Annotated in this window: 21 protein-coding genes and 1 pseudogene; 7 read left to right on the forward strand and 15 right to left on the reverse strand. The window is 77.3% G+C overall.

Annotation, left to right across the window (positions count from 1 at the left end; genetic code table 11):
• Positions 1 to 22: 22 nt before the first annotated feature.
• Positions 23 to 583: a sugar O-acetyltransferase gene (locus ACF053_RS09160; RefSeq protein ID WP_391953285.1), complete on the forward strand. Its 561-nt coding sequence runs from the start codon at positions 23 to 25 to the stop codon at positions 581 to 583.
• Positions 584 to 808: 225 nt separating this feature from the next.
• Here the strand turns inward: ACF053_RS09160 and ACF053_RS09165 are convergent, their stop codons facing one another.
• Positions 809 to 1,723 (reverse strand): NADP-dependent oxidoreductase, encoded by a 915-nt coding sequence (locus ACF053_RS09165; protein WP_391953685.1) that lies wholly within the window; start codon positions 1,721 to 1,723, stop codon positions 809 to 811.
• A gap of 160 nt (positions 1,724 to 1,883) precedes the next feature.
• Here ACF053_RS09165 and ACF053_RS09170 point away from each other — a divergent pair, with 160 nt between their 5' ends.
• A complete protein-coding gene (locus tag ACF053_RS09170; protein ID WP_391953286.1) occupies positions 1,884 to 3,140 on the forward strand; it encodes a LuxR C-terminal-related transcriptional regulator in 1,257 nt (418 codons plus the stop codon).
• A gap of 230 nt (positions 3,141 to 3,370) precedes the next feature.
• Entirely contained in the window at positions 3,371 to 5,038 is a 1,668-nt protein-coding gene (locus tag ACF053_RS09175; RefSeq protein ID WP_391953287.1) for a bifunctional 3'-5' exonuclease/DNA polymerase, read from the forward strand.
• A 496-nt stretch (positions 5,039 to 5,534) separates the two neighbouring features.
• Here the strand turns inward: ACF053_RS09175 and ACF053_RS09180 are convergent, their stop codons facing one another.
• From ACF053_RS09180 to ACF053_RS09195, 4 genes are all read right to left on the reverse strand, one after another.
• Entirely contained in the window at positions 5,535 to 6,830 is a 1,296-nt protein-coding gene (locus ACF053_RS09180) for a hypothetical protein (protein WP_391953288.1), read from the reverse strand.
• A gap of 57 nt (positions 6,831 to 6,887) precedes the next feature.
• Complete coding sequence (locus ACF053_RS09185) at positions 6,888 to 7,421, reverse strand: SigE family RNA polymerase sigma factor (protein WP_391953289.1); 534 nt, start codon at positions 7,419 to 7,421, stop codon at positions 6,888 to 6,890.
• 194 nt (positions 7,422 to 7,615) lie between these two features.
• Positions 7,616 to 8,005, reverse strand: a complete 390-nt coding sequence (locus ACF053_RS09190) for a rodlin (protein WP_391953290.1) — start codon at positions 8,003 to 8,005, stop codon at positions 7,616 to 7,618.
• Between the two features lie 155 nt (positions 8,006 to 8,160).
• The gene (locus ACF053_RS09195) at positions 8,161 to 8,550 is read right to left on the reverse strand and encodes a rodlin (protein ID WP_391953291.1); all 390 of its coding nucleotides are present in this window, start codon (positions 8,548 to 8,550) and stop codon (positions 8,161 to 8,163) included.
• Between the two features lie 207 nt (positions 8,551 to 8,757).
• Here ACF053_RS09195 and ACF053_RS09200 point away from each other — a divergent pair, with 207 nt between their 5' ends.
• From ACF053_RS09200 to ACF053_RS09210, 3 genes are all read left to right on the forward strand, one after another.
• Positions 8,758 to 9,138 carry a DUF6479 family protein gene (locus ACF053_RS09200; RefSeq protein WP_391953292.1) on the forward strand — a complete coding sequence of 127 codons (381 nt, stop codon included), beginning with the start codon at positions 8,758 to 8,760 and terminating at the stop codon, positions 9,136 to 9,138.
• Between the two features lie 479 nt (positions 9,139 to 9,617).
• Positions 9,618 to 9,839, forward strand: coding sequence for a hypothetical protein (locus ACF053_RS09205; protein WP_391953293.1), 222 nt, complete (start codon positions 9,618 to 9,620; stop codon positions 9,837 to 9,839).
• Positions 9,840 to 10,079: 240 nt separating this feature from the next.
• The gene (locus tag ACF053_RS09210) at positions 10,080 to 10,313 is read left to right on the forward strand and encodes a chaplin (protein WP_391953294.1); all 234 of its coding nucleotides are present in this window, start codon (positions 10,080 to 10,082) and stop codon (positions 10,311 to 10,313) included.
• A 78-nt stretch (positions 10,314 to 10,391) separates the two neighbouring features.
• Here ACF053_RS09210 and ACF053_RS09215 read toward each other — a convergent pair whose 3' ends face one another.
• Both ACF053_RS09215 and ACF053_RS09220 read right to left on the reverse strand, forming a co-directional pair.
• A complete protein-coding gene (locus tag ACF053_RS09215) occupies positions 10,392 to 11,687 on the reverse strand; it encodes an FAD-dependent oxidoreductase (protein ID WP_391953295.1) in 1,296 nt (431 codons plus the stop codon).
• A 17-nt stretch (positions 11,688 to 11,704) separates the two neighbouring features.
• On the reverse strand, positions 11,705 to 13,105 hold the full coding sequence (locus ACF053_RS09220; protein WP_391953296.1) for a carboxylate--amine ligase: 1,401 nt from the start codon (positions 13,103 to 13,105) through the stop codon (positions 11,705 to 11,707).
• A gap of 180 nt (positions 13,106 to 13,285) precedes the next feature.
• Here ACF053_RS09220 and ACF053_RS09225 point away from each other — a divergent pair, with 180 nt between their 5' ends.
• Positions 13,286 to 14,725 carry a glycoside hydrolase family 26 protein gene (locus ACF053_RS09225; protein ID WP_391953297.1) on the forward strand — a complete coding sequence of 480 codons (1,440 nt, stop codon included), beginning with the start codon at positions 13,286 to 13,288 and terminating at the stop codon, positions 14,723 to 14,725.
• On the opposite strand, the gene ACF053_RS09230 is transcribed toward ACF053_RS09225, so the two are convergent.
• The 8 genes and pseudogenes from ACF053_RS09230 to ACF053_RS09265 all read right to left on the reverse strand — a co-directional run bounded on the left by ACF053_RS09230 (position 14,688) and on the right by ACF053_RS09265 (position 24,953).
• Positions 14,688 to 15,887, reverse strand: a complete 1,200-nt coding sequence (locus ACF053_RS09230) for a GNAT family N-acetyltransferase (protein ID WP_391953686.1) — start codon at positions 15,885 to 15,887, stop codon at positions 14,688 to 14,690. The two genes, ACF053_RS09225 and ACF053_RS09230, sit on opposite strands and share 38 nt — an antisense overlap.
• Before the next feature lie 53 nt (positions 15,888 to 15,940).
• Positions 15,941 to 16,756 carry a lipopolysaccharide biosynthesis protein gene (locus tag ACF053_RS09235; protein ID WP_391953298.1) on the reverse strand — a complete coding sequence of 272 codons (816 nt, stop codon included), beginning with the start codon at positions 16,754 to 16,756 and terminating at the stop codon, positions 15,941 to 15,943.
• Entirely contained in the window at positions 16,753 to 17,853 is a 1,101-nt protein-coding gene (locus ACF053_RS09240; protein ID WP_391953299.1) for a glycosyltransferase, read from the reverse strand. Before ACF053_RS09240 ends, ACF053_RS09235 begins: the two co-directional genes overlap by 4 nt.
• A 227-nt stretch (positions 17,854 to 18,080) precedes the next feature.
• A pseudogene (locus ACF053_RS09245) lies at positions 18,081 to 18,800 on the reverse strand (polysaccharide deacetylase family protein); the annotation flags it as partial.
• A complete protein-coding gene (locus ACF053_RS09250) occupies positions 18,736 to 20,511 on the reverse strand; it encodes a lipid II flippase MurJ (protein WP_391953300.1) in 1,776 nt (591 codons plus the stop codon). The pseudogene ACF053_RS09245 and the gene ACF053_RS09250, both read right to left, overlap by 65 nt.
• A gap of 244 nt (positions 20,512 to 20,755) precedes the next feature.
• Positions 20,756 to 22,072 carry an O-antigen ligase family protein gene (locus ACF053_RS09255; protein ID WP_391953301.1) on the reverse strand — a complete coding sequence of 439 codons (1,317 nt, stop codon included), beginning with the start codon at positions 22,070 to 22,072 and terminating at the stop codon, positions 20,756 to 20,758.
• A gap of 197 nt (positions 22,073 to 22,269) precedes the next feature.
• Entirely contained in the window at positions 22,270 to 23,796 is a 1,527-nt protein-coding gene (locus tag ACF053_RS09260) for an exopolysaccharide biosynthesis polyprenyl glycosylphosphotransferase (RefSeq protein WP_391953302.1), read from the reverse strand.
• A complete protein-coding gene (locus tag ACF053_RS09265; protein ID WP_391953303.1) occupies positions 23,793 to 24,953 on the reverse strand; it encodes a glycosyltransferase in 1,161 nt (386 codons plus the stop codon). The genes ACF053_RS09260 and ACF053_RS09265 overlap by 4 nt, the downstream gene beginning before the upstream one ends.
• Between the last annotated feature and the right edge of the window lie 12 nt (positions 24,954 to 24,965).

Here is a 24,965-nt window from a genome sequence, read left to right on the forward strand (position 1 = left end):
GGTGGCACGGAGGGGGCGGGCGGTGGGCGAGAACAAGCGGAGGATGGTCGCCGGGGAGTGGTTCCTGCCCGACGACCCGGAGCTGGCCGCGGACACCGAGCGGCGGGCAGCCCTGTGCGCCGCCTACAACGCCGTGCCGCCACCGCCCGCGGCGGAGCGGACCCGGATCCTCGGCGAGCTGCTCGGCGCGGTCGGCGAGGGCGTGCGGATCCGGCCGCCGTTCCACTGCGACTTCGGGTACCACGTCACCATCGGGCCGCGGACGTTCGTCGACTTCAACGCGGTCTTCCTGGACTGCGCGCCCATCACCGTCGGGGCCGACGTCCGGATCGGCCCGAACGTGCAGCTGCTGACGCCCACCCACGAGCTGGACACCGAGCGGCGGCGGGCCGGCTGGGAGCGGGCCGAGCCGGTCACCGTCGGCGACAACGTCTGGCTGGGCGGGGGCGTCATCGTCTGTCCGGGCGTGACGATCGGCGCCGACACGGTGGTCGGCGCCGGGTCGGTCGTCGTACGGGACCTGCCGGCCGGGGTGCTCGCGGTCGGCGACCCGGCCCGAGTGGTCCGCCGCCTCACGGCGTGACGCCCCCGGTGGCCCGGTACGGGTCGGGGCGGGACGCCTCGGAAGGCCCGGCACCGGCCAGGGCGGTACCGCCCCCGGGACCCGGCACCGGCTCACGGCGTGACGACGTCGGAGGCCCGGTAGGCCCACCGGGGGACGCCCGCCTCAGGGCGCGGCGCCCGCGCACGTGACACCCCTCCAAGGGCGACCCGCTCACGGAGGTGCCCCACCCGGGCGCGGCACCCCTCAGGGCGTGATCACCAGCTTGCCCCGGGCGTGCCCGGCCTCGCTGGTCTCCTGGGCCCGGGCCGCGTCCGCCAGCGGGAACGTCGCGGCGACCGGCAGGACGAGCCGGCCCTCCGCGGCGAGGCGGGCGTGCTCGGCGGTCCAGGCACGGACCTGCTCGGGCGGCGTGCCGCCCGCCGAGAACGGCACACCGTGCTCGGCGGCGTCGGCCGCGGCGATGGTGACGACCCGGTCGGCGGTGCCGCCGCGCAGTTCGACGGAGACGGGGAGCGTGCCGTGTCCGGCCGCGTCGAACACGGCGTCGACGCCCTGCGGGGCCGCCGCCCGTACGCGGTCGGCGAGCCCGTCCCCGTACGCGACGGGCACGGCGCCGAGCCGGCGCAGCAGCTCGTGGTTGGCGGGCGACGCGGTGCCGACCACCCGCGCGCCGAGCGCCACGGCCATCTGCACGGCGATCCGTCCGACGGCGCCGGCCGCGCCGTGCAGCAGCAGCGTCTCGCCGTCGCGCAGCCCGAGTTCGGCGAGGACGCGCCGGGCGGTCTCGCCCGCCACGGGGAGCGCGGCCGCCTCCGCGAAGGGGAGCCCGGCGGGCTTGGCGACGACGTCCCCGGCGATGGCGTACTCGGCGTACGCGCCGGTCCGGGTCCAGCCCATCACCTCGTCGCCCACCGCGAAGCCGTCGGCCCCCTCGCCCAGGGCGTCGACGACGCCGGCGAACTCCAGCCCCGGCACCGCGGGGAAGGTCGTCGGGTAGAACTCCTCCACCCAGCCCCGGCGGCGCTTGTGGTCGAGCGGGTTGACGCCGGCCGCGACCACCCTGACGCGTATCTCCCCGGGTCCCGGCTCCGGCCGGGGCACCCGGCCGAGCGACAGCACCTCCGGCCCCCCGAACTCGGTGTACACGATGGCCCGCATGTCGTTGTCGTCGGTCATGTCGTCTCCCCCTGGAGCGTCGTCGGTGTGTCGGTGGCCCCACCCTCCCGCCGGCCGCCGTCCGCCAGGGCCCGCCGGACGGCCAGTGACACCTGGCCGAAAGGCCGGCCCCGAAGAGATGCACAGCCCCTAGGCTCGGGCCATGGAACTGACCGGAACCGGGGCCGTGTCCGCGTTGACCGCCGCGTACGACGTCGTCCGCCAGCCGCTCGGGCGGATCCTGCCGCGGCTGTCCGCGGTCCTGGCGGAGCTGGTCCCCCACCGGGCCGCCGCGGAGCTGTCCACGCACTGCGCGCACTCACCGCTCAAGATCCACGGCGACCTGGGCCCGCGGGTCACCGACGCGGACCTGGCGCCCCTGCTGGCCTCGGGCGTCCCCGGCCTGCCCTGGCAGGGCACGCTGACCCTGGACGGCGCCGAGTGGCCCGTCCTGGCCGTCACCAGCCACGCGACACCGAGGGGCGCGGTCCTGCTGCTCGTACGCCATGAGGCGACTGCGCTCGGCGACGACGTGCTCGCCGTGGTGCAGGGGCTGTGGGACCTGGTGACCTGTCACTTCGACCGGTTCGCCACCGAGGCGGTGCCGGGGTCGCTGGCCCGTTCGCGGGCCGCCGCGGCGGCGAGGGCCCGGGTGATGGCGGAGCTGGGCGAGGCGCACTCCGCGACGCTGACCGGCATCCTCGGCGTGCTGCGCGGCCGGGGCCTCGACGACGCCGCCGCGCGGGCCGCCGCGACCGACCTGGCCGTGGACGGGCTGGTGGAGCTGCGGGCGCGGGCGGAACGGGACCGGGAGATCGCGGAGGAGCAGGCGGACCGGGCGTTCGACCGGCTCGCCAAGGAGCTGCGCCCGCTGGTGCGGCACACACCGGTCCGCCTGGAGTTCGGCGCGCCCGACTCGACGCGGTCGCTCGCCGCCGACGTGGCGCACACCGCGCGCGCGGTGGTGCGGGCGGTGCTGCTGACGGTCCTGGAGCAGGCACCACTGGGCCGCGTGCACGTGGGCTGGCAGCTGACGGCGGACGAACTGCGGGCCTCGGTGCGGGACGACGGGCCGGGCACGCTGACGGACTGCGCCCTGACCCCCGCGCGCGTCGTGGAGCGGTTGGAGGTGCTCCAGGGACGGCTCGACGTGGACGCCGTCCCCGGCTGGGGGACCACGGTCACGGCGTCGATCCCGCTGCGGGCCGCTCGTGAACCGGCGTCCGACCCGCTGACGGTCCTCGGCGAGCGGGAACTGGAGGTGCTGACGCGCCTCGCGCGGGGGCTGCGCAACCGGTCCATCGCGCAGGAGCTGCACATCAGCGAGTCGACGGTGAAGTTCCACGTCGCGAACATCCTGACGAAGCTGGGCGTCGCCTCACGGGGCGAGGCGGCGGCCCTCTTCCACGCGGCGGCCTGACCCGCCCGGGACGACACGGCACCCAACACGACCCGCCCGGCCGTCCGAGCGCCGACGCGCCCGGCGTCCGACGCGGCACCTGCGGGTGGGCGGCGCGACCCGCCCAGACGGGCGGCGCGACACGGAGACGTGACCCACCAGGCAGCGACGTGACCGGCGCGCGGGCGGTGTCCGGGGGCGGGCGGCGCGGGGACGGGGGATTGTCAGTGCCGGGTGCGAGACTCGCACCCGTGAACGAGCGGTGGGCGCTGGACGCGGTCGAGGGCGGCGGGGCGAGGCTCGTCCCCCTCGACCGCGACGGCCTGCCCGCCGGCCCCGTCACCACCGAACCGGACCTGGTGGCGGCGGTGCGGTCGCGGCCGGAGGTCGGCCGGTGGGTGTGGCGGTCCACGGCCGGCCTCCATCCGCGGCTCCTCGCGGCGGGCGTGCGCGTCGAGCGGTGCTACGACGTGGAGGCGGCCGAGCAGCTCCTCCTCGGCCACGAGGGGCGGCTCGGCGAACCGCGGTCGGCGGCGGCCGCCTGGGCGCGGCTGCACGACCGGCCGGTGCCGCCCGACCCGCCGGCGCGCGCCGCCGAGCCGGGCGCGCAGTCGTCGCTCTTCGACGCGGGCCCGACGGGACCGGAGCTGCCCTTCACGGCGCTGCTGGAGGTGTACGCGGACCAGGAGCGCAGACACGGCGCCGCCGAGCACCCGGACCGCATGCGGCTGCTGACCGCGGCCGAGTCCGCCGGCACCCTGGTGGCCGTCGAGATGCACCGTGCGGGTCTGCCCTGGCGGGCGGACGTCCACCGCGCGCTCCTGCGGGACCTGCTCGGCGAGCGGTACGCGGGCGGGGGCGAGCCGCGCCGGCTGGCCGAGCTGGCGGACGAGGTGTCGGAGGCGTTCGGCCGGCGGGTGCGGCCCGACCTGCCGGCGGACGTGGTCAGGGCCTTCGCCGAGGCGGGGATCCGCGTGCGGTCGACGCGCCGCTGGGAGTTGGCGAAGGTCGACCACCCGGCGGTCGAACCGCTCCTGGCGTACAAGAAGCTGTACCGGATCTGGACGGCGCACGGCTGGAGCTGGCTCCAGGACTGGGTGCGGGACGGCCGGTTCCGTCCGGAGTACGTGCCGGGCGGCACGGTCAGCGGCCGGTGGACGACGAACGGCGGCGGCGCCCTGCAGATCCCGAAGGTCATACGGCAGGCCGTCGTCGCCGACGAGGGGTGGCGGCTCGTCGTCGCGGACGCCGACCAGCTGGAGCCGCGGGTCCTGGCGGCGATCTCCCGCGACCCGGGCCTGATGGAGGTGGCGGGTCACGCCGACGACCTGTACACGCGCCTGTCCGACCGGGCGTTCCCGGCCGGTCGTGACCAGGCGAAGCTGGCGCTGCTCGGCGCGATCTACGGTCAGACGAGCGGTGACGGGCTGAAGAACCTCGCGGCGCTCAGGCGCCGCTATCCGCGCGCGGTGGCGTACGTCGACGACGCGGCACGGGCGGGCGAGGAGGGCCGGCTGGTGCGCACCTGGCTGGGCCGGACGAGCCCGCGGGCCGGGGCGGAGGGCGAGGCGGAGGAGGCCGGCATCCCGCAGGAGGACGAGCGGGCGACCGGCGGCACGGGCGCGGACGCCCGCGCCCGTGGCCGGTTCACCCGGAACTTCGTCGTGCAGGGCAGCGCAGCCGACTGGGCGCTGGTGATGCTCGCCGCGCTGCGCCGCGCCACCGCGGGGATGCGCGCGGAGCTGGTCTTCTTCCAGCACGACGAGGTGATCGTGCACTGTCCGGCCGAGGAGGCCGACGTGGTCGCGGGGGCGATCCGCGAGGCCGGCGACCTCGCCGGGCGGATCACCTTCGGGGACACGCCGGTGCGGTTCCCCTTCACGACGGCGACGGTGGAGCGGTACTCGGACGCCAAGTGACCGCCCCTGCCCCCGCCTGGGCCTGGGCGGGGACGGGGGCGGGCGGACAGGGCCGAACCAGGAGCCGGGAGCGGGACCCGTGCCTTCCGGGGCACGGGTCCCGCTCACCAGGGCCGTGACAGGGCTGCGGCCCCCACCCGTGCGGCGGGGGCGCCGGATCCACAGCCGGTCCCGCGGGCCCCCGCCGGCGAGGATCAGGGGCGGGCCGGGGCCCCGACCGGATGAACCGGGGCGGATCAGCCAGGGACCCGACCGTGGCACCCGGGGCGGTACCGCCAAGGGTCCACGACGGGCCCGGGGACGCGCCCGACGCCCGGGGCGGGCCGCCACAGCCGTCGTCCGGGCCCCGAGGACGAGCCCGTGAGCGCCCTGACCAGGAGGGCCCCGACGCGAGCCGGCCGGGCGGGCCGCCCGAGGCCCCGGCCCGCCCGGTCAGGGCCGGGCGCGAGACCAGCCCCCGGCCCCGACCCCCGCGGCCCGACCGCTCACCGCGTGGCTACTTCTGCAGCTCCAGCCACTTCGGGCTGGTGGCGAGGGCCTTCAGCTGCGCGGTCGACAGCGCGGGTTCGGCGCGGGTGGCCGCCTCGTGCTGGGCGCCGGCGTTGAACGCCGAGACGACGACGCGGTACCCGTCGGGCCGGAGCGTGTCGACGGTCCACATGACGACGCCCTCGCCGCCCTTCTCGCCGGGCCGCTTCTGCACGGCGACCTTGGTGCCGTCCGGAAGGGTCTCGTAGGAGCCCGCCGGGAACAGCTCGCCGGCGACGTCGCCCATGTCGGGCTGGGCGTTGACCTGGACGAGGCTGCGGCCCGCCCCGTCGTCGACGACGGCGTGAGCGAACCCGTCGTCGCCTCCGTCGGCCGTGACGGTGAGCCCCTCGGGCAGCAGCGACAGCAGGGTGGGCCGTACGGCCGTCCCGTCGAAGGAACCGCCCGCGTCGGCCCCGGGGTCGGACGGGTCGGTGGAGGGCTCGGCCTCGACCGGCTTCGGGACGGCGCGCAGCACGGGCGCCCATGCCGGGTGGGTGACGATCCGCTTCAGCTGGGCGGGGGTGAACGGCGGGTCGACGCGCGTGACGGCGGCGCCCTTCTGCGCGGGCGCGTTCCACGTGCCGAGGTCGGTGACGAGCCCGTCCGGGTGGAGCACGGTGGCGCGCCAGTGCTTCGTCTCCTCACGCCGGTCGGGGTACTCGTGCCCCTGGAAGACGACCAGGCGGGCGCCGCCCGGCAGTTCCTCGGCGGTGCAGGCGTCGTAGTCGACGAACGCCTTGTCGGGGCACTCGGAGAACCCCTTGTCGTCCGGGTCCACCCGGAAGAAGCCGATGCCGACGGCGGCTGCGCCGCGGCCGTCGTCGTAGACGCCGGCCGCCATCGGGCCCCTCTCGTCGGCGGTGCCCCGGGACTCGGCGTCCCGCAGTTCGCCGCCCGGGGGCAGGACCCGGCGGAAGGTCGCGAGGACGTCCGCGGCGGGGACCGCGCCGGTCGCGGCGGAAGGCTTCGGCACGACGGAGGGCCTCGGGGCCGTGGGCGGCGCGGCGACGGTCGCGTCGGTGCCGCCCCGGTATCCGTCGAGCGCTCCCGTCGCGTACGCGCCGCCGGCTCCGACGAGCGCGAGCGTCAGCACGCTCCCGGCAACCGCGGCGGCGCGCCGCCGCGCCACCCGGCGGCGACCGCGCCGCACCCCTCCGGCCACCAGGTCGTCTCCGCCGCCCGGCGCGAAGCCGTCGCCGGTGCGGCGCAGGACGACGGCGAGATCGTCCTCGAACTGCGAGGTGTGTTCTTCGTCGGGCATGTGAACCACCAACTCCGTCCATGGGGTCTGCGTGTCCGGACGACGGACGGCGCGCGGTCAGGGTGCGGCGTACTCGGCGATGCCGCCGCCCAGCCGCTCGCGGAGCCGGGCGAGCGCGCGCACCGAGCGGGTGCGCACGGCGGCGGAGCTGACCCGCATGACCTGGGCGGTCTCCTCGATGCTGCGGTCCTCCCAGTAACGCAGCACGACCACCGCCCGGTCCTTCGGCGCCAGCCCGGCCAGCGCGTCCAGCAGCGCGACCCGGAGCGCGGGGTCGTCCCCGGGCGGGGCGGCCCGCGCGGTGTCGGGCAGTTCGCCGAGGGGACGCTCGGCGGCCGACCGGCGCCGCCGGTGACTCAGGAAGGCCCGCACCAGGACCGTCTGGGCGTACGCGGCGGGGTTGTCGATCCGCGCCGCCCGTCCGAGGAGGCCGGTCCGCCCCCACAGGGCGTACATCCGGCCCAGCGTCTCCTGCACCAGGTCCTCGGCGAGGTGGGTGTCGCCGCTGGTGAGCAGACAGGCCGAGCGGAAGAGGTGCCCGGACCGTCCGGTGGCGAACTCCAGGAACTCGTCCGTGCGGACCTCGTCCATGCCCTCCCCCTCGCACCGCTGTCGTCGTCCACCCCACTGACGCCGCGACCCCCGGAGAATGTTTCATCTCCGGGGGTCGGCCGCGGGCGGCGGGGGCGGCCGGGGGCGGCCGGGGGCGGCACGCGCGTGGGCGGGCCCCGCACCCGTGGATTCGGATGCGGGGCCCGCCCATGTGCTCAGCGGCGTGGACGACCTCAGTCGACGGCCACGGAACCGTTCTCGGAGATGACGTTCTCCAGGATGTGCGACAGGGCGCTGTCACCCTTGACCGCGGTGGAGTTCTCCACGCACTGCTGGTTCTGCGTGTCGTTGAGGATGTCCTGAACGCCCACGTTGACCAGGGCCACGATGTTCTGGATGTCCGCCTCGATCGGGATGCCGAAGCAGGGCTTGTTCAGGGTGCCCTGGATGAGGCCCACCTGCGGGCTCATGTACCCACCGGTGACGGTGTTCCCGTACGTCTGCTTGGAGAAGTTGCCGTTCTGCGTGTCCACACCGTGGTCGCCCACGGCGGCGGCCATCGGCGCGCCCGCACCCAGGACGGCCGCTGCGACACCGGCGCCAGCCAGAACCTTCTTGATCATGTCGATCCTTCTCTCGAAAGACCCGGCGTCCGGGTCGTCCAGCCGCACCCGCAGGTGGGGCACATGGTTGAAAAGTGGAGCAACGGCCGCGGAGCGGCCACGAGGGGCCGGCCCGCGCGGGCGCTTCATCCGCGCGGGCCGGTCGCTGCGCGCCGTCAGTCGACGGAGGCGGCACCGTTCTCGGAGAGGACGTTCTCCAGGATGTGCGACAGGGCGCTGTCACCCTTGACCGCGGTGGAGTTCTCCGCGCACTGCTGGTTCTGCGTGTCGTTGAGGATGTCCTGAACGCCCACGTTGACCAGGGCCACGATGTTCTGGATGTCCGCCTGGACCGGCAGGCCCACGCACGGCTTGTTGAACGAGCCCTGGATGAGCCCGATCTGCGGGCTCATGTACCCACCGGTCGTGGTGTTGCCGTACGTCTGCGAGGCGAAGTTGCCATTCTGGGTGTCAACGCCGTGGTCGCCGACGGCGGCGGCCATCGGCGCGCCGGCACCGAGGACGGCCGCGGCGACGCCGGCCGTAGCCAGAGCCTTCTTGATCATTGCGTGATCCTTCTCGTCGAGAGACCCGGTTCCGGGCCGCTCTGCCCAACAGCGCCGCGCTGTTTAGGTTGCGGGAGGTCACCCGAAGAGCTCAATCAACGAAAAAAGGCTCAGAATACTAATGACAATAGGCCCCGGTCAGACCGCCCCCGGGGGTGGCCGAGTAAACACGTGTCTGGTTCGCCGGGGGCGGGGTACCCGCAATCCATGAACGCTTCCCTGACGCACGGCGCGGAATTGGCCGCGAAGGACCACATCGTGGGGATCGGCCCTCTGGTGGCGGGCATCCTCGTCGTCTGCTTCCTCATCGGCGCGTTCCTGCTGGGGCGCCGCATCATGCTGAGGGAGCCGGCGCCCCCGACCCCGGACGAGCAGCCGCACCGGCCTGCCGACGCCGGACTGCCGGGCGAGGTGGAGGGCCACCGCAGGCCCTCCGAGGTGCCGCAGAGCGAGGACCGGCTGATGCCCTACGAGCTGGGGCGCAGCAACACCGAACCGGACACGTCCCCGCAGACGGAGAACGACCGCAAGTGGGGCGGCGCGCCCAGCGGCGGCTTCGGCAGCGGCGGCCCCACCACGGGTGGGTGACCCACCCCGACCGCGCGGTTCCCGGGCCCTTCCCCTCCGGCCCGGGAACCGCCCTTCGCACGCAGCCGTCGCCCTCGAGCACCGGTGGCCACCCGCCCCCGGTGCTCACTCGTGTGCGGCCGGCCGGCGGCGGGGGCACGCGGGGTCCGCGCCCGCTCGCCGCTGGTACGCGCAGGGCACGGACCCCCACCACCGGTGTACCCGTGAGCTGCAGGCCGCCGGCCGTCACCACCCGGCCGGACCCCGCCTCCCGCCGTACGGCCGTGAGGCGGCCGGGGTGACGGGTGGGGCACCCGACGCCGGTGGGTGGGGCGGGGCCGCGGCGGGTCACCTCCTCGGGGCACCCCCACGCCCCCCACGGCCCCACCACGGCGCCTCCGCGTCCCCGCGCCGGCGGTTCCCCGACATCCCCCGTGTCCGGCGGACCGCTGTGACATGATGCGAGGGCCTCGCCACGCACGGTGAACGGAAGGGTGGGCATGGCTTCAGGCGCCGGGAAGTGGGAGCGGGTGCCGCTCGCTCCGCAGGCCGGGTACGGCCGCGCCGCCACCCCGGCCGCCTCACCACGCGGCGCCTCCGAGGCGGCCCCCGTCTTCGCGGCGCTCGCCCGGGAATGGCGGGCGCAGGGGCGGGTCGTCCCCGGTGCACGGGACCCCGAGTGGGACGTCCTGGTGCGCCGCCCGGTCTGGCCCCGGCGCTGATTCCGCCGCCGCGCGACCCCCGCGACAGGTCCGCCGCGCCCGTGCCGCACCCGGAGCAGCCCCCGTAGTCCCGTCCGGTGTCGGCCGGTTGGCGTTCGAGTGATTCCGAACCGGCGACTGTTTGAGCGGTGTCTTTTCGGTTGCCTATTCGTTGTGGTATTTGCGGCGGCAGCCGGGCCTCCGGGCTCGTGGGTCACGAAATCCGTGGCAAGACTTCCGCTGTGGAAAGGAAGCCGATAAATGAAGTGCAAGAAGGCGGCTGTGGCCGTTGCCGGTCTGTTCATGGCGGTCGGTGCCGCCGCTCCGGCGGCCGCCGACGCGGAGGCCAACGGTGCCGCGGTGGGCTCCCCGGGCGTTCTCTCCGGCAACGTCGTCCAGATTCCGGTGCACGTGCCGATCAACATCTGCGGCAACACCGTGAACATCATCGCCCTGCTGAACCCCGCGTTCGGCAACGTCTGCATCAACGACTGACCCGTCACGGCGCGGTGGAGGCCGGTCACGGAGGACGCTCCGTGACCGGCCTTTCCGGTGTCCGGGGGCGCCGGGGCGTCAGCCCGGGGTCGTGACGGTGCCGCCCGCGTCGCGGGACGCGCCCGCCGGGCGTGGGCGCGCAGCGGGCACCGCCCCGGGCCGCGGGCTCCGCAGCCGCCGCTCGACGCCCCGCACGAGCCGCTCCGCGGTGTAGCCGGCGCCGTACACGAAGCGCATCGCCGGGCCGTACGCGGGGGCGGTGACCAGTCCCGCCAGGAACAGGCCCGGGTGCGACGCCTCGAAGCGGCCGGTCACCTCGGGGGCGCCGCCGGGGCCGACGGCCCGCAGCTCCTCGCGCACCTGGGGGCACAGCGGATCGAGCCGGTCCAGCCGGGGCGCGAAGCCGGTCGCGGCGACAACGTGGTCGGTCTCCACCTCCGTCACGGGGGCGCCCGGCCCGGCGCCGGCGAGGGTGAGCAGCAGGCGACCGTCGCCGGCCGGGCGCGCGGCCACCACGGACCTGCCGAGCCGTACGTCGGGCACCGCCTCGAAGCGGTGTCGCAGCCACCAGGCGCCCGCCGGGCCGAGCGCGGTGGCGAAGAGCCGTTCGCGGGTCGGGCCGGGCAGCCGGCGGAAGGCGCCGGGGGTACGCGCGTACAGGAGGTTCCGCCAGCCGCAGCCGAGGCCGGTGTGGGGCGCCCGGGCGGCCTCCCAGGCGCCGCGGCGCAGCGACGGCGGCACGCCGTTCCAGACGAGCCGCGGGGCACGGGCCACCACGCGCGCGTGGGCGCCCGCCTCCGTGAGCAGCACGGCGGTCTCCAGGGCGGCCTGGCCGGCGCCCACGACGGTCACGTCCCGGCCGGCGAACCGGGCGGGGTCGGGAAGGTCACTGCTGTGCGTCACGTGGTACGGGGCGAACGGGCGGAGCGCGGGGGGCACGTCGAGGAACGGCGTGCCGCCCAGCGCGAGCGCCACCGTGTGGGTGCCGGTCTCCTGCCCGTCCTCGGTCGCGACGGTGAAGCCGCCGTGCGGGCGCGGCCGGACGGCCACCACGGTGCGCGGGTCCACGTCCGGCACGGCCTGTCGGGCGAACCACTCGCCGTACGCGGCGAAGAACCCGACCGGCAGGGGGACGCCGTGCTCGACCCGGACCCCGCGGGTCGCGGCGTAGGCGGCGAGGCCGTGGGCGCCGGCCGGGTCCGAGAGGTCGGACGCCCACGGTTCCGACTTCAGCAGCATGCCGGGCGGCATGGCGTGCCAGGAGCGCATAACCCGGCCGAAGACGCGCACGTCCAGGCCACGGGCCGCCGCGTGGGCGGCCACCGAGAGGCCGTACGGGCCGGCGCCCACGATCACCAGGTCGTCGTCGTGCATGGGTCCCACCACTTTCGTCATCGTCGGGGGGAGGAGGGGGACGGGGAGGGCGACAGGGGCCGGGGAGGGGTCGGGGGCCCCGGGGCCGGCCCGTGAAGGGCCGGGGAGGGGGCTGTCGCGGGCGCGGGGCGGGGTGCCGGGTCCGCGGGGCGGCGGGCGGTCCCGGCGCTCCAGGCGCGGCGCGGGGCGGACACGGCGCGGCGGACCAGGTGGGCCGTCCAGGACCGGGCCATGGCGACGGCCGGTGCCGGGTCGTCCGCCGCGTACCAGGCCGTCTCCACGCCGCCTGACGGGCCGTACGCGCGCGGGCGGCGCCGCGGCGAGGCGAGGACGGAGAGGGCCGCGTGGTTCTCCACGACGTACCTGCGGCCGTGGGCGCGGCCCAGGGCGGGGACCGGACGCCCCGTCAGGTCGAGGTGGAGGGCGCGGACGACGTCCGTTCCCCACGCGTCGGTGAAGAGCCGGAACTGCGCTCCGGGGCGCGGGTTGAAGTCCAGCAGGTGGTACCGGCCCGTCGCCGGGTCCCGGCGGAAGTCGAGGTCCGCGATCCCCCGGTACCCCAGGGCGGCCAGCAGGTCGCGGGCCAGGCGTTCGACGGCCGGGTTCGGCGCCCACTCCCCCACGGCCGTCAGGCCGGTGCCGTCGGGCCAGGAACGGACCTTCCGGCCGGTCGCCGCGACGGCGCAGGACCCGGCGCCGTCGCGGTACGCGTGGAAGAACCAGTCGCCGTCCCGGCTCGGCGGCAGGTACCGCTGGAGCAGCAGCGGGCTGCCGGCCTCCGCGGCGCGGGCGTACAGCTCGCGCACCCGGTCCGGGGTGCGGGCCAGGACGGTGCTGCGCAGCCCGCGGCCTGCGGGCAGCAGCCAGGGGCGGCTCCACTTGGCGACGACCGGGCTCCCCAGGGCGGCGGCCATGGCGACCGCCTCGTCGGCGTCGGTGGGGACGAGGGTGCGCGGGTGGGGGACGCCGAGGCGCAGGCAGGTGGCCGCAAGCAGGGCCTTGTCGGCGACGAGGGCGGGCGTCCCCGGTGGCTGGGCCGGGAGGAGGAAACGCCCGGCTGGCCCGACCGGGCCGCCTGGTTCGCGCCGCAGCTCGTCCAGCGCGACGGCGGTCAGCTCGTCGAGGGCGAGGAGGACGGCGGGGGCCCCGGCGAGCGCGTCCGCGACCCGCACCAGGGTGGCGCGCACCTCCGCCGCACCCCCGGCTCCGCCCGCGCTCCCGTCGCCGTCCGGCGGGCCGGGATGGCAGCGCCGTACGTGGCGCGACCGGGCGACCGGGCCCGCCGGGCCGCCGGTGACCACGTGGACCGGGACGCCGACCCGGCCGAGGGAGCGGGCGGCGCCGAGCGTGCCGTGGTGGAAGGGGTTCCGGTCGAACCGCAGCAGCACGGCGGCGACGCTGGTGTCGAAGAGCGGCACGGGCTGTCCTCGTCTCGATGCCCCGACTGGGCGAGGGCTTCCACTGATGGCGTACGGAGCGGCGGGACCGGGTTCCCGGCCGGGCCGCCGCGCTTACGTTGGGTCCAGGTGAACAGGTCGAACGAAGTGACAGGTCGGACGGCTGAGTGACGGAGTGCGGCGCCTTGTGAAGGAGTGCGGATGACCGTCCGGAACGGAAAGACGACGAGCACCTGGGTGGGCGCGTGCGTCGCCGCGCTGCTGCTCCCCGCGGCGGTGCTGCCCGCACCGGCCCGCGCGGCGGACGGACCCGCCGGGCCCGACCCGGTGGCGACCGGGGAGACGGCGCTCGGCGCGTACCTCCACTACGGGACCTCGGGCGTGAGCCGCATGACGGAGCTGCAGCAGTGGCTGGGCGGTACCGAGCTGCGCGCCGGCCACACCTACCTGCCGGGCGACAGGTGGTCCAACATCGCCGGCCGGCCGGGGTTCCTCGACGCCTGGGCCGAGTGGCGGCGGGCCCGGGAGGACCGGCTGTTCGTGCTCAACGTGCCGATGCTGGAGCGCAACGAGAACCGGCTGCCGGACGCGGTCGTCGCGCGGCTTCTGCGGCACGGCGCGGAGGGCCGGTTCGACCACCACTTCCGGGCGCTCGCCGAGCGGCTCGTGGGTCTCGGCGTGCCGGACACCGTCATCGTCCTCGGCTGGGAGATGAACGGCTCCACGTACAGCCACCGGTGCGGGCCGGACCCGGACGCGTGGAAGAGGTACTGGAAACGCATCGTCACCGCCATGCGTGAGGTTCCCGGTCAGGAATTCCGATTCGACTTCGCGCCCAATCGGGGCCGGGACGCCATTCCCTGGACCGCGTGTTATCCGGGCGACGACGTCGTGGACATCGTGGGAATGGACTCCTACGACCAACCGCCGGGCCGGACCTTCGACGAGCAGGCGAACGAACCGTACGGGCTGCGAGACCACGTGGAATTCGCCGCGGCCCGCGGGAAGCCTATCTCCTATCCCGAGTGGGGGCTGTTCAGAAACGGCGACAATCCCGAATACATGCGGCGGATGCTCGCGTGGATGCGGGAGCACAAACCGCTGTACCACTCCATCAGCGACTACTGCCCGCACGGCGTGTGGCAGTGCGCGGGGAACCCGGAGTCATCGGCGGTTTTCCGCTCGGCGCTCTTCGGGCTGGAGCCGGTACCGGCACGGCTGCCGGAGCCGGGCGAGCCGGAGCCTGGCGAGCCGGAGCCTGGTGGGCCGGGCGGGGCCGACGGGCCGGGGGAGGTCGGCGGGGAGCCCCCGGCCGGGCCCGGGCAACCCGACGAGCCGGTCGAGCCGGTCGAGCCGGTGGAGCCCGGCGGGCCTGCGGATCCTGTGGAGTCCGCTGGGTCGGCGGAGCCTGCCGAGTCCGATGAGCCGGGCGGGCCAGTCGGGTCGGGGGACGCGGTCGGGTCGGGCGGGTCGGGCGGGTCGGGGGACGCGGTCGGGTCGGGCGGGTCGGGAGGGTCTGGCGGGTCGGGCGGGTTCGAGGTGCCGGGGGAGCCGGGCCGAGCGGGCGAGGCGCGGTGCCCGTCCGGCGGGCTCCCCCGGTGGATCAGGAAGTGGTTCGACCCCGAGCCGTGCGCCCCGTAGGGGCCGCCGCGGGCCCGCCGGCGAGGCGGTGCCGCAGGGCGCGCGCCCATGCCCGGTCCCGCAGGCGGTCCGCGGCCCGGCCGCGACCGCCGACGTACGCCGCCCGCAGCCACAGCAGCGGGGCCGCCCTGCGGCGGGCCAGCAGCAGCCGTCCGTTGCGCACGGCGTCGGGACGCCAATGGTGCTTGTACGGCTCGTCGCCGCGCAGCAGGCTCAGCGTCGTGCGGTCGGTGCCGTCGCCGAGCCGGGCGCTGTTGCGCAGCAGCAGCGTCGCGAGGTCCACCTTGAGGGAGCGCAGCATCGGGTCGGCGCCGTACAGATAGCCCCCGGAGATCCGCGGCGACAACAGGGTCAGGTCCACGGCGACCACCTCGTCACCGAGCAGGAACTCCGTCACGCAGGCGTGCCCCGACCCCGCCATGCCCCGTACCGCCCGGCCCAGGTGCTCCGCGAAGCGGGACGTGAGGTGTTCGGCCGTCACGCCGCGGCCGACCCACTGGCGGCGGTGCAGGTCCAGCAGGTGGTCCAGGGCTCCAGGGACCTCGTCCGCGGGGACGTGTCGTGCCGTGATGCCCTCCCGGTCGATCCTGCGGAGCTTCGCCCGGGCCCGCTGGGCCCGGGCGGACGGCAGCCGGCGCACCAGGTCGTCGACGGGTACGCAGGGCAGCTCCAGGCACGTGGAGTCCGGGTACCGCCTGCGGGGCCCGGGCCAGGGGGCCAGGAGCCGCTCCGCGGCGGCCCCGGGGCGCACCTCCCGCAGGTCCACGACGGCGCCCCGGGTCAGCTCGGGGAGGTCGGCCAGCGCGGCGGCCAGCGCCGGCAGCGCGCCGGGACAGCCCTCGTCGACGAGGACGTCGCCGTAGTCGGTGAGGTCGCCGCCCAGGAACGCCACGGTCGGCGCGCGACCGGGCGTGAGCCACAGGGGCGCGGCCGCGACGAGCCGCCCGTCGGTGACGCGGCGCACGAGGACGACCCGCAGCCGCCCCGGCACGCCGTAGGACAGCCACCAGGAGTGCAGCCAGGCGTGCGTCTGGAACGGGGTGACGGTGGCACAGCGGTCGTACAGGTCCGCCCAGTCGGTGGCGAGGGCGCCGAAGTGCTCGTCCTCCCGGCAGACGGTGGACGCGACGGCGACCGGGCCGGAGGACGCCGCCGCGGCCACCCCGGAGTTCCCGGCCGTCGCCGTGGAGGTGGGCGCGGTGGTGCTCGTCGTGCTCACACGGCCTCCGGCTGCGGTGCGGCGGCCGCGGCGGCCGCGGCGGTGCCGGAGCGCGGGCCGGGGCCGGGCACGGCGGCGGTGGCCGGGGCCGTACCGGCGGCCGGGGCCGTACCGGCGGCCGGGGCCGCGCCCGTGGTCGCAGCCGCACCGGCGGCCGGGGTGACGCCCGTGGCCGGGGCCGCGGTCGCCTCGGCCGGAGGTCGGCCGGCGGCCGTGCGGCGGGGGCGTACCAGCAGCGCCAGCCCGCCCAGGAGCCCGCCCGCGCTGCCACCGACGAGGACGGCGAGCGGCGCCGACGGCGAGACGGGCGCGGTCGGCTTGGTCGCGCGGGCGAACTGGACGACGTTCACGTGCGTACCGGCGCGGGCGTGCGCGCCCTTCTGCACCAGGGCCCTGGCCACGCCGTCCGCCATGGCGGCGGCCGTCCCGGCCCGCTCCGACCGGGCGGTGACGGAGATCATCGGCGCGTCGGGCGAGGTGGCCGCGGTGACGTTCGCGCGCAGCTCCCCCGGTGTCACGCGGGCCCACACGGCGGCGTCGCCGGCGACGGCGACGTCCGTGGCGACCCGCCCGTACGCCTGCGCCAGGCCCATCGCCCCGGCCGGGTCGGACCGCTCCTCGGGGACGACCACGACGTAGCTGGTGGCCGCGTACTCGGGCGTGGCGAGCAGCCCGTACGCGCCGCCGGCCGCGGCGCCGGCCAGCACCGCCGCCGGCACGGTCCAGACGCGGCCGGGGCGCGGCGCGCGGGCGGAGGCCCGGCGGGCGAGCCGGACGAGCCGGCGCACTCCGGGGATGGTTCGCGGGGTCATCGGTCACTCGTTTCTCGGTAGAGGGCCATCAACTGCCGGGCGGTACGGGCGATGTCGTACCGGTACGCCGCCGGCGGCACCGGGCCGCGCGCGGTGCCCGCCCCGTGGGCGGCGCGGGTCGCACGCACGGCGGCGGCCACGTCGGCGACGGTGCCGCCGATGCGGAGGGCCGTGGGCGCCTCCTCGGGCGGCAGGTCGTCGAGGGCGGGGCAGGCCACGTAGCGGACGGGCAGCCCGGCGGCCAGCGCCTCGACGACCGCGAGCCCGAACGCCTCTTCGGCGGACGGGGACACGAAGACGTCCATCGCGGAGAGCAGGGCCGGCAGGTCGCGGGTGACGGCGCCCGCCCACACCACCCGGTCGTCGACCCCGGACGCGCCTGCCAGCCGCTCCAGCCGGGTCCGCTGGCCGCCGTCACCGACGAGGAGGAGCCGTACGTCCGGCGGCAGTTCGGCCAGGGCGCGGACCAGGACGTCGAACCGCTTGCCCGGGACGAGACGCCCCACTCCGCCGACGACGTACGCGTCCGGCGGGATGCCGAGCCGCCGCCGGGCGGTGGCGCGGGCCCGTTCGTCGTGGGCGAGGGCGGCGGCGTCGACGCCGTTGGGGACGACGTGGATGCGGTGCGGCCGGACGCCCCAGTCCGCGAGCCGCCGGGCCACGGTGTCGGAGACGGCGACGGTGGCGGAGCCGAGCCGTTCGGTGGCCAGGTACAGGGCGCGGGCGCCGGTGCTGAGGGGGCGCCCCTCGATCTGCGCGGTGCCCAGCGAGTGCTCGGTCGCGACGACGTGCCGCACCCCGGCGAGGCGCGCGGCGATCCGCCCGTACACGCACGCCCGGTAGAGGTGGGTGTGCACGACGTCGTAGCGGCCGCGGCGGATGAGCCGGACGAGCCGGGGCAGCGCGGACAGGTCGCGGTTGCCGCGCATGCCGAGGTGGACGACGGGGACGCCGTCGGCGCGCAGGGCGGCGGCGACGGGGCCGGGGTCCGTGAGGGTGACGACGCCGCTGTGGACGGGGAGGTGGCGCAGGAGGAGCCGCAGTTGCTGTTCGGCGCCGCCGATGCCGAGGCCGGTGATGACGTGCAGGACCCTCATGACGCACGCGTCCGGACGGCCCGCAGGTCGACGGGGGCGGGTTCGGCGGCGGCCGGGGCGGTCGGAGCCGATGCGGTGGGGGCCGGGGCCCCGGTGGGAGCCCGCTCCCCGGCCGCGGGCGGCGTCCCGAAGGAGGGTGGTTCCACCGCGGCGGCGGGTCCCCTGGTGGCGGGCGGCCGGGCCGGGGCAGGGCGCCCGGTGGCGGCCGTCGGCTCCTCGGCGGTGGGGAGGCCCGCGGGGGCGCGGCGGCGCAGGGCGTGCAGCCGGTGCTTGGCGTGCAGCCGGAGCCCGGTGTCACGCTGCCCGACGTGGACGCGCGGCAGGGCGTACGGGCCGCTCAGGGCACCCGGGTCGATGGCGCAGGCGTACGCGTAGCCCGCGTCCCGCGCGGCGGCGGCGACGCGCGCGTCGACGTGCCCGTACGGGTAGCAGAAGCCGGCCGGCGCCTCGCCGGTGAACACCCGAAGCAGCTCCCTGCTGCCGTGCAGTTCCTCGCGCAGGGTGGGGTCGTCGGCGGACGTCAGGGAGACGTGCCACAGCCCGTGCGAGGCGACCTCCATGCCGGCGTCGGCGCAGCGGCGCAGTCCGTCGGCGGTGAGGAGCGGTTTGCGCGGGCCGCGCTCGTCCCACGCGTTGTCACCGCCGAGGCGGCCGGGGAGGGCGAAGACGGTGGCGGTGCAGTCGTGGCGGCGCAGCAGCGGCACGGCCGCGTGCAGGAAGTCGGCGTACCCGTCGTCGAAGGTCAGCCCGACCAGGCCGGCCGCGGTGCCGCGGGCCGTGGCCGCGAGGAGCTCGCGCACGGCGACCCCGCGCAGGCCGCGGGCCCGCAGCCAGCGCAGCTGGGCGTCGAGCCGGGCGGGGGTGACGGTGACGCGGTACGGGTCATCCCGGTCGTCGTCGACCGAGTGGTACATCGCGATCCAGGGGGGCGGGGTCCGACGGAACATGGTGCTGCCTTCGCGGGAGGGGGCTGCGCGGTGCGGTGCCGCGCCGGAGGGGGACGTGCAGCGCGGCGCGCGCCAGGCCGGGCACGAGCGGCGCGCGCAGCGCGTGGGCGGCGGCGGGGAAGACGGTGAGGACGGCGGCGGCCGCCAGGGCCGCGCCTGCGAGGGGGGCGTCGGGCCAGGAGGCGCAGACCCGGGCGGCGACGGCGGCGACGGCGGCCGCGGCCGTGAGCCGGGCGAGACCGGTGGCGACGCCGGGGGCGTGGAGCGGTACGTTCCGGCGGCTCGCCCCGGCGAGGAGGAGGGCGGCGGTGAGGGTGATGCCCGCGGCGTTGGCCAGGGCGATGCCGGGGGCGCCCCAGTGGTCGGCCCACAGGGCGCCGAGGGCGGTGTTGGCGGCGATGCCGAGGAGCATGGCGCCGGCCGGGAACCACAGGGGCCGGGACGCGGCGAAGTAGCAGCGCACGAGGGCGCCGACGAGGGTGTGGCCGAGCAGGCCGAGGGCGTACACGCGCATGACGGCGGCGGTGGCGGCGGTGTCGGCCGCGTCGAACGCGCCGCGCTGGAACAGCAGGTGCACGATCTGCGGGGCGGCCGCGGCGACGGTCGCGGCGCCGGCCAGGACGAGGGCCCCCGCCAGCAGCAGGTCGCGTTCGGCGCGGCGCCGGGCGGTGTCCCCGTCCCCGGCGGCGACGGCGCGGGCGACGACGGGGAAGCTGACGGTGCACAGCATCAGCGACAACACCATCGGCAGTTGTGCGACCTTCTGGGCGTAGTTGAGGTGCGAGATCGCCCCGGCGGGCAGCGGCGCGGCGAGGAAGCGTTCGACGAGGACCTGGCACTGGCGGCTGACGGCGAAGACGACGACCGGCAGGACCAGCGCGAGGGCCACGCCCGCGGCCGCCCCGCCCCCGCCGCCCAGTGACCGCGCGGCCGCCCGCACCCGTGCCACCGCCCGTCCCGGCCGCGGGGAACCACCGGCACGCGGCCGGCCGCCGGTGCCCGCCCGGCCACCGGCACGCGTCCGGCTGCGGGAGCGCGGGCGCCCCGGGCCATCGGTACGGCCGGCTCGCAGCCGCCGTACCAGCGCGGGCGCCTGGACGAGCGCCATGAGCGCCCCGCCCGCCGCGACACCGAGGGCCGCCGCCCGGACACCGAGGGCCGGGCCCAGCAGCAGGACGGCGGCGATGATGCCGGCGTTGTGGACGACGTAGATCCCGGCGGGGGCGAGGAACCGGCCGTGCGCCCGCAGCGCGGCGCTGACGTACCCGGCGAGCGCGAACGACAGGACACAGGTGGCCGTGAGCCGGGTGCAGTCGACGGCGAGCCGCTGCTCCGGCAGGCCGGGAGCCAGCAGCGGTACGAGCAGGGGCGCCGCGGCGGCGACCAGCGCGGCGCCCCCGGCGGCGGCGAGGGCCGTCCCGGGGAGCGTCGCGCGGACCAGGCCCAGCACCGGGTCGGGGCCGGTGGTGGCGGCCCGCCGGGCGAGGGCGCGGCTGAACGCCGGGACGAGGAGCAGCGCCATGGCGTCCTCGATGAGGAGCGTCGCGGCGAACTCGGGAACGGTCCACGCGATGAGGAACGCGTCGGTGTCCGGCCCCGCGCCGAAGGCGTGGGCGAGCAACTGGTCGCGTACGAGGCCGAGCAGCGCCCCGGCCGCGGTGAGCCCGGCGGTGAGGAGGGCGGCACGGGCGAGGAACCGACCGGACGGCACCCACGCCGCCCCGCCCGCCCCGGGCTCCCGCCCGCCGGGACCACCGGACGCGCCGGAACCACCAGGCACTCCCGCCGCGCCGGCCACCGAGGGCGTACCCGCCCCCAGGGGGCCACCGACCGCCACCGGGCCACCGGCCGCCGCGGGGGCACCCGCCGTCGCAGGCCCGCCGCCCGGGGCACCCCGCGCGCCGGTCTCCGTCGGCGCGGCGGGCCGTTCGGCGGCCTGCCCCGGCCGAGCGCCGCTAGGCACGGGCGTCCCCCGGCGGCACGTCCGGCCCCGCCAGCGCCCACCAGGCGGCCACACCCAGGACGACGGCGGTCAGGACGGTCGACGGGCCCCCGATGTCGGCGTACAGGAAGTCGACGAGCTGCCAGCCGAGGAGCCCCGTGGCGACGAGCGCGCAGTCCAGGTGGCGCCCCGTACGGCGGGCGGCGTGCAGGCGGCGGCAGGCGCACACGAGGAGGGCCAGCCAGCCGCCCACGACCGCCAGGAGGCCCAGCAGGCCCTGCTCGCCGAGGATCAGCAGGTACATGTTGTGCGGGGAGAGCAGCGGCTGCCGCCGGAACCCGGCACCGGCACCGGCGGTGTCGCTGCCGGACGACAGGGCGAGGGAGGCATGGCCGTCCCGGTAGTGCGGGAAGCCCTTGAGGCCGACACCGGTGAGGGGCCGTTCCCGCCACATCCCGGCGGCCGCGGCCCACAGGGTGTACCGGTCGGTGACCGACCGGTCCGGCGCGGCGGCGACCTGCGTGATGCTCGCGACGCGTTCCTGGACCATGGCGGAGCCGACACCGAGCCCGCCGACGAGGACCACGCCCAGCGCCCCGGTCACGAGGGCCGCCGCCAGCACCCGCCGCACCCCGGTCAGGGCGAGTTGCGCCCCGCAGGCGAGGACGGTCGCGATCCACGCGCCCCGGCTGAACGACAGCACCAGCGGTACGACGAGCAGCGCGGCGCAGACCAGGGCGGCGGCCCGGGACCGGCCGCGCAGCGGCGCGCCGAGCGCGAGGCCGACGGCGGCGACGATGCCGTACGAGACGACGGTCGCCATGCCCATCACGTCACTCGCGCCGAACGTCCCGACGGCCCGCACGTCCTCGCCCATGTACGAGGCGCCCGTCCCGGTGGCGTACTGCACGACACCGACGGCGCCCTGGACGAGGGCGAGACCGACGAGGGCCCGGGCGACGGTGACCAGGTCGCGCCGGTCGCGCAGGGTCAGCACCACGGCGGCGGGGACGAGGACGAAGACCTGGAGGTGGCGGACGACTCCGGGCAGGCCGGCCACCGGGTCGTGGGAGGCGACGGCGGCGACGCAGATCCCGATGACGGGCAGGCCGAGCACGACGGCGGCGAGCCGCGTCAGGGGGCGTACGCGCGCGCGGGCCAGGCGTACCGCGCACCACACGACGAGCAGACCGGAGGCCGCGTCGGCGGCGGTGGCACCGCCCGGGCCGGAGCCGTCGGCTCCGGTCGGGGCGGCGAGCAGGGTGACGACCGCAAGCAGCGGCGCCAGGTGCGCCCACCCTCCGCGCGGCGCCGTACGGGCGGCGCGCACCAGCCGGTCGAGCGCGGCGGGACGGGCCCCAGGCGGCCGGGTGCGGGGCCCGTACGCGTCGGACGCGGCCCCGTCCGAGCCGGACCGGTCCGCGGGCCCCCGGTCCGCGGGCCCCCGGAACACGACGCCCGCGCCGGACCCGCCCGCGGCGGGCGCAGGCGCGGACGCGGGCGCGGGCGCAGGCGCGGGCGCCGTCATCAGCTGCCCGCCGGGCGGATCAGCGTGGCGGCGGTGCGCAGGAGGATGCGCACGTCCTGCCCGAGCGACCAGTGGTCGATGTAGTGGTTGTCGAAGCGGCACCGGTCCTCGATGGAGGTGTCGCCGCGCAGCCCGTGCACCTGCGCCAGCCCGGTCAGGCCGGCCGGCATGCGGTGACGGGCCGCGTAGTCGCCGTGGAGGCGGCTGAACCGGTCGACGAAGTAGGGGCGTTCGGGACGCGGCCCCACGAGGCTCATGTCGCCCCGCAGCACGTTCCACAGCTGCGGCAGCTCGTCGAGCGAGGTGCGGCGGAGGAACGAGCCGACGGTGCCGAGCCGTTCGTCGTGGGCGACGCTCCAGCGGGTGGCGGCCTCGTGCGCGTCCGCGGGACGCAGCGTGCGGAACTTCAGCAGGGTGAAGAGCCGGCCGCCCTCGCCGACGCGCTCCTGACGGAAGAGGATCCCGGGCCCGTCGGCGAGGCGTACCACGGCGGCGCACAGCAGCAGGACGGGGGCGGCGGCCAGCAGCAGGAGTCCGGCGCCCGCCACGTCCAGGGCCCGCTTGGCGGCCCGCCCCGGGCGCGGCCCGGGGGCCTCCAGGAGGCGGAAGGCGTACCCCCACAGGTGCCGCCCCATGGGGTCGGGCGCCGCTCCGGGAAAACGGGCCCCCACGCGCGCGGGGGGCCCGACGAGCCAGGTGGCACACCCGTGCCGGCGCAGGAGGGCCAGCTGTTCGGCGCGCGGCGCGCCCTCGTCGCCGGGGACGAACAGGGCGTCCTGGACGCCGTTTTGGATGACGGCCCGCTGGACGTCCTCCGGGGCGGCCAGCAGCGGCAGCGCCGGCCCCGTCGGCGCCTCGGCGCCCGCCGGCTGCGGGATGTCCTGCGCCGGGCCGACGAGCCCGACCGGTCGGACGCCGTACTCGGGGTGCTGCAGCAGCAGTGCGGCCAGGCGCTGCGCGGCCGGCACCGCGCCCACGACGAGCGCGGCGCACGGCTGGTCGCGGGCGACGCGGCGGCGCCGGTGGTGGACGGCCGCCCGGCCGGCGGCGACGACCGCCAGGTGCAGGGCGTACGCGCCGGCCAGCGTGCCCGGCACGAGGGCCTGCTCCGGTGACCGGGCGGCGAGCAGCGCGGCCACCGCGCACCAGGCGACGGCCAACCGTCCGGCGAGCACGGGCAGTTCGTCGAGGAGGCCGGCGTACCGCCCGGCGCGCACGGCGCCGAGCGCGGTCGGCCGGTACAGGCCCGCACACGCGTGCAGGGCGACTGCGCACGCGGTCAGCTGGAGCAGCAGCGCGGCGGACCGCTGCCCGGGCGTGAGGACGGTCGCCGCGGGCAGCACGGCGGCGCACTCCACGGCCACGAGCGCGGCGACGAACGGCGCCTGCGGGACCGGGCGGGGCCGCGGCGCGGTGGTCCGCCCGCGGGCGCCGCGCTGCGGAGCGAGGGCGAGGCCCCCGGCGGCGGGAGCGGGGGCGGCCCGGGTGGTGTGGGCACCGGAGGTGCTGGTGCTTTCCGTGGTCACTGGGGGATCGGCTCTCTGAGCTCGCGGTGGCGCGGGGCGGCGGCCACCTCGCGGTACACGTCGGCGATGGCGGCGCCCGCCCGGCGTACGTCGAAGCGGGTGAGGACGTGCTGGTGCGCCTGGCGCCCGAGGGTCTGCCGGAGGATCGGCCGCTGGAGCAGCCGGACGAGCGCCGCCGCCAGCGCCCGCGCGTCCCCGGGCGGCACGAGGCAGTGGGCGGCCTGGCCCGGCGGGAGGCTCTCGCGGGCGCCGTCGACGTCCGTGAGGAGGACCGGCCGGCCGGACGCCATGGCCTCCAGCGGGGCGAGCGCCATGCCCTCCCAGCGGGACGGCAGGACGACGAGGTCGGCGGCCCGGTACCAGGGCCGGACGTCCGCCACCGCCCCGGCGAGGACGACGGACGGCGGCGCCGCGGCGCGCAGCGCCCCGGCGGCGGGGCCGTCGCCGACGAGGACCAGCCGGGCGCCCGGTACGCGCGCGGTGACGGCGTCCCAGGCACGCAACAGGACGTCCTGCCCCTTCTGTCGGCACAGCCGCCCCACGCACACGACGACGGGCGCGGCCGGTGGGGTGCCCGGGACGAGCACCGTGCGGGCGGCGGCCCGTTCGGCGCTCGTCGGGTAGGGGCCGAACCGGGTGGTGTCGACGCCGTTGTGGACGACCGTCCAGGCGGCGCGCACGCCGGCGCGCTCGCCCCGGCGGCGTTCGGCCTCGCTGACGCAGATCACGCGGTCGGTCCAGCGGGCGGCCCACCGCTCCCAGCACTGGGCCAGCGTGGCGGCCGCCCCGTCGACGGCCTCGAAGGACCAGGCGTGCGGCTGGTAGACGGTCGGCACCTGACCGCGTACGGCGATGCGGGCGGCGAGTCCGGCCTTGGCGCTGTGCGCGTGGACGAGGTGCGGCCCCACCCGTTCGACGAGTTCGGCGACGCCGCGGCTCTCCGCGAGGACGTGCCGTCCCGGTTCGCGGGTGGCCGGCCAGGCGTGGAGCTCGGCACCGCGCGCGAGGACGGCGGTGGCGAGCGGGGTGCCGGGCGGGCAGGCGACGGCGACGCGCATGCCCTGCGCCACGTGGGCGCCGACCACGTCGGCGACGACCCGGGCGACCCCGCCGTCCCCGGGCTGGACGACGTGCAGTGCGGTGAGGGGAGGACGCACGCTTGCCCCTTT

Origin of the sequence: Streptomyces kanasensis, assembly GCF_043077165.1 — a bacterium.
Lineage (GTDB): Bacteria > Actinomycetota > Actinomycetes > Streptomycetales > Streptomycetaceae > Streptomyces > Streptomyces changanensis.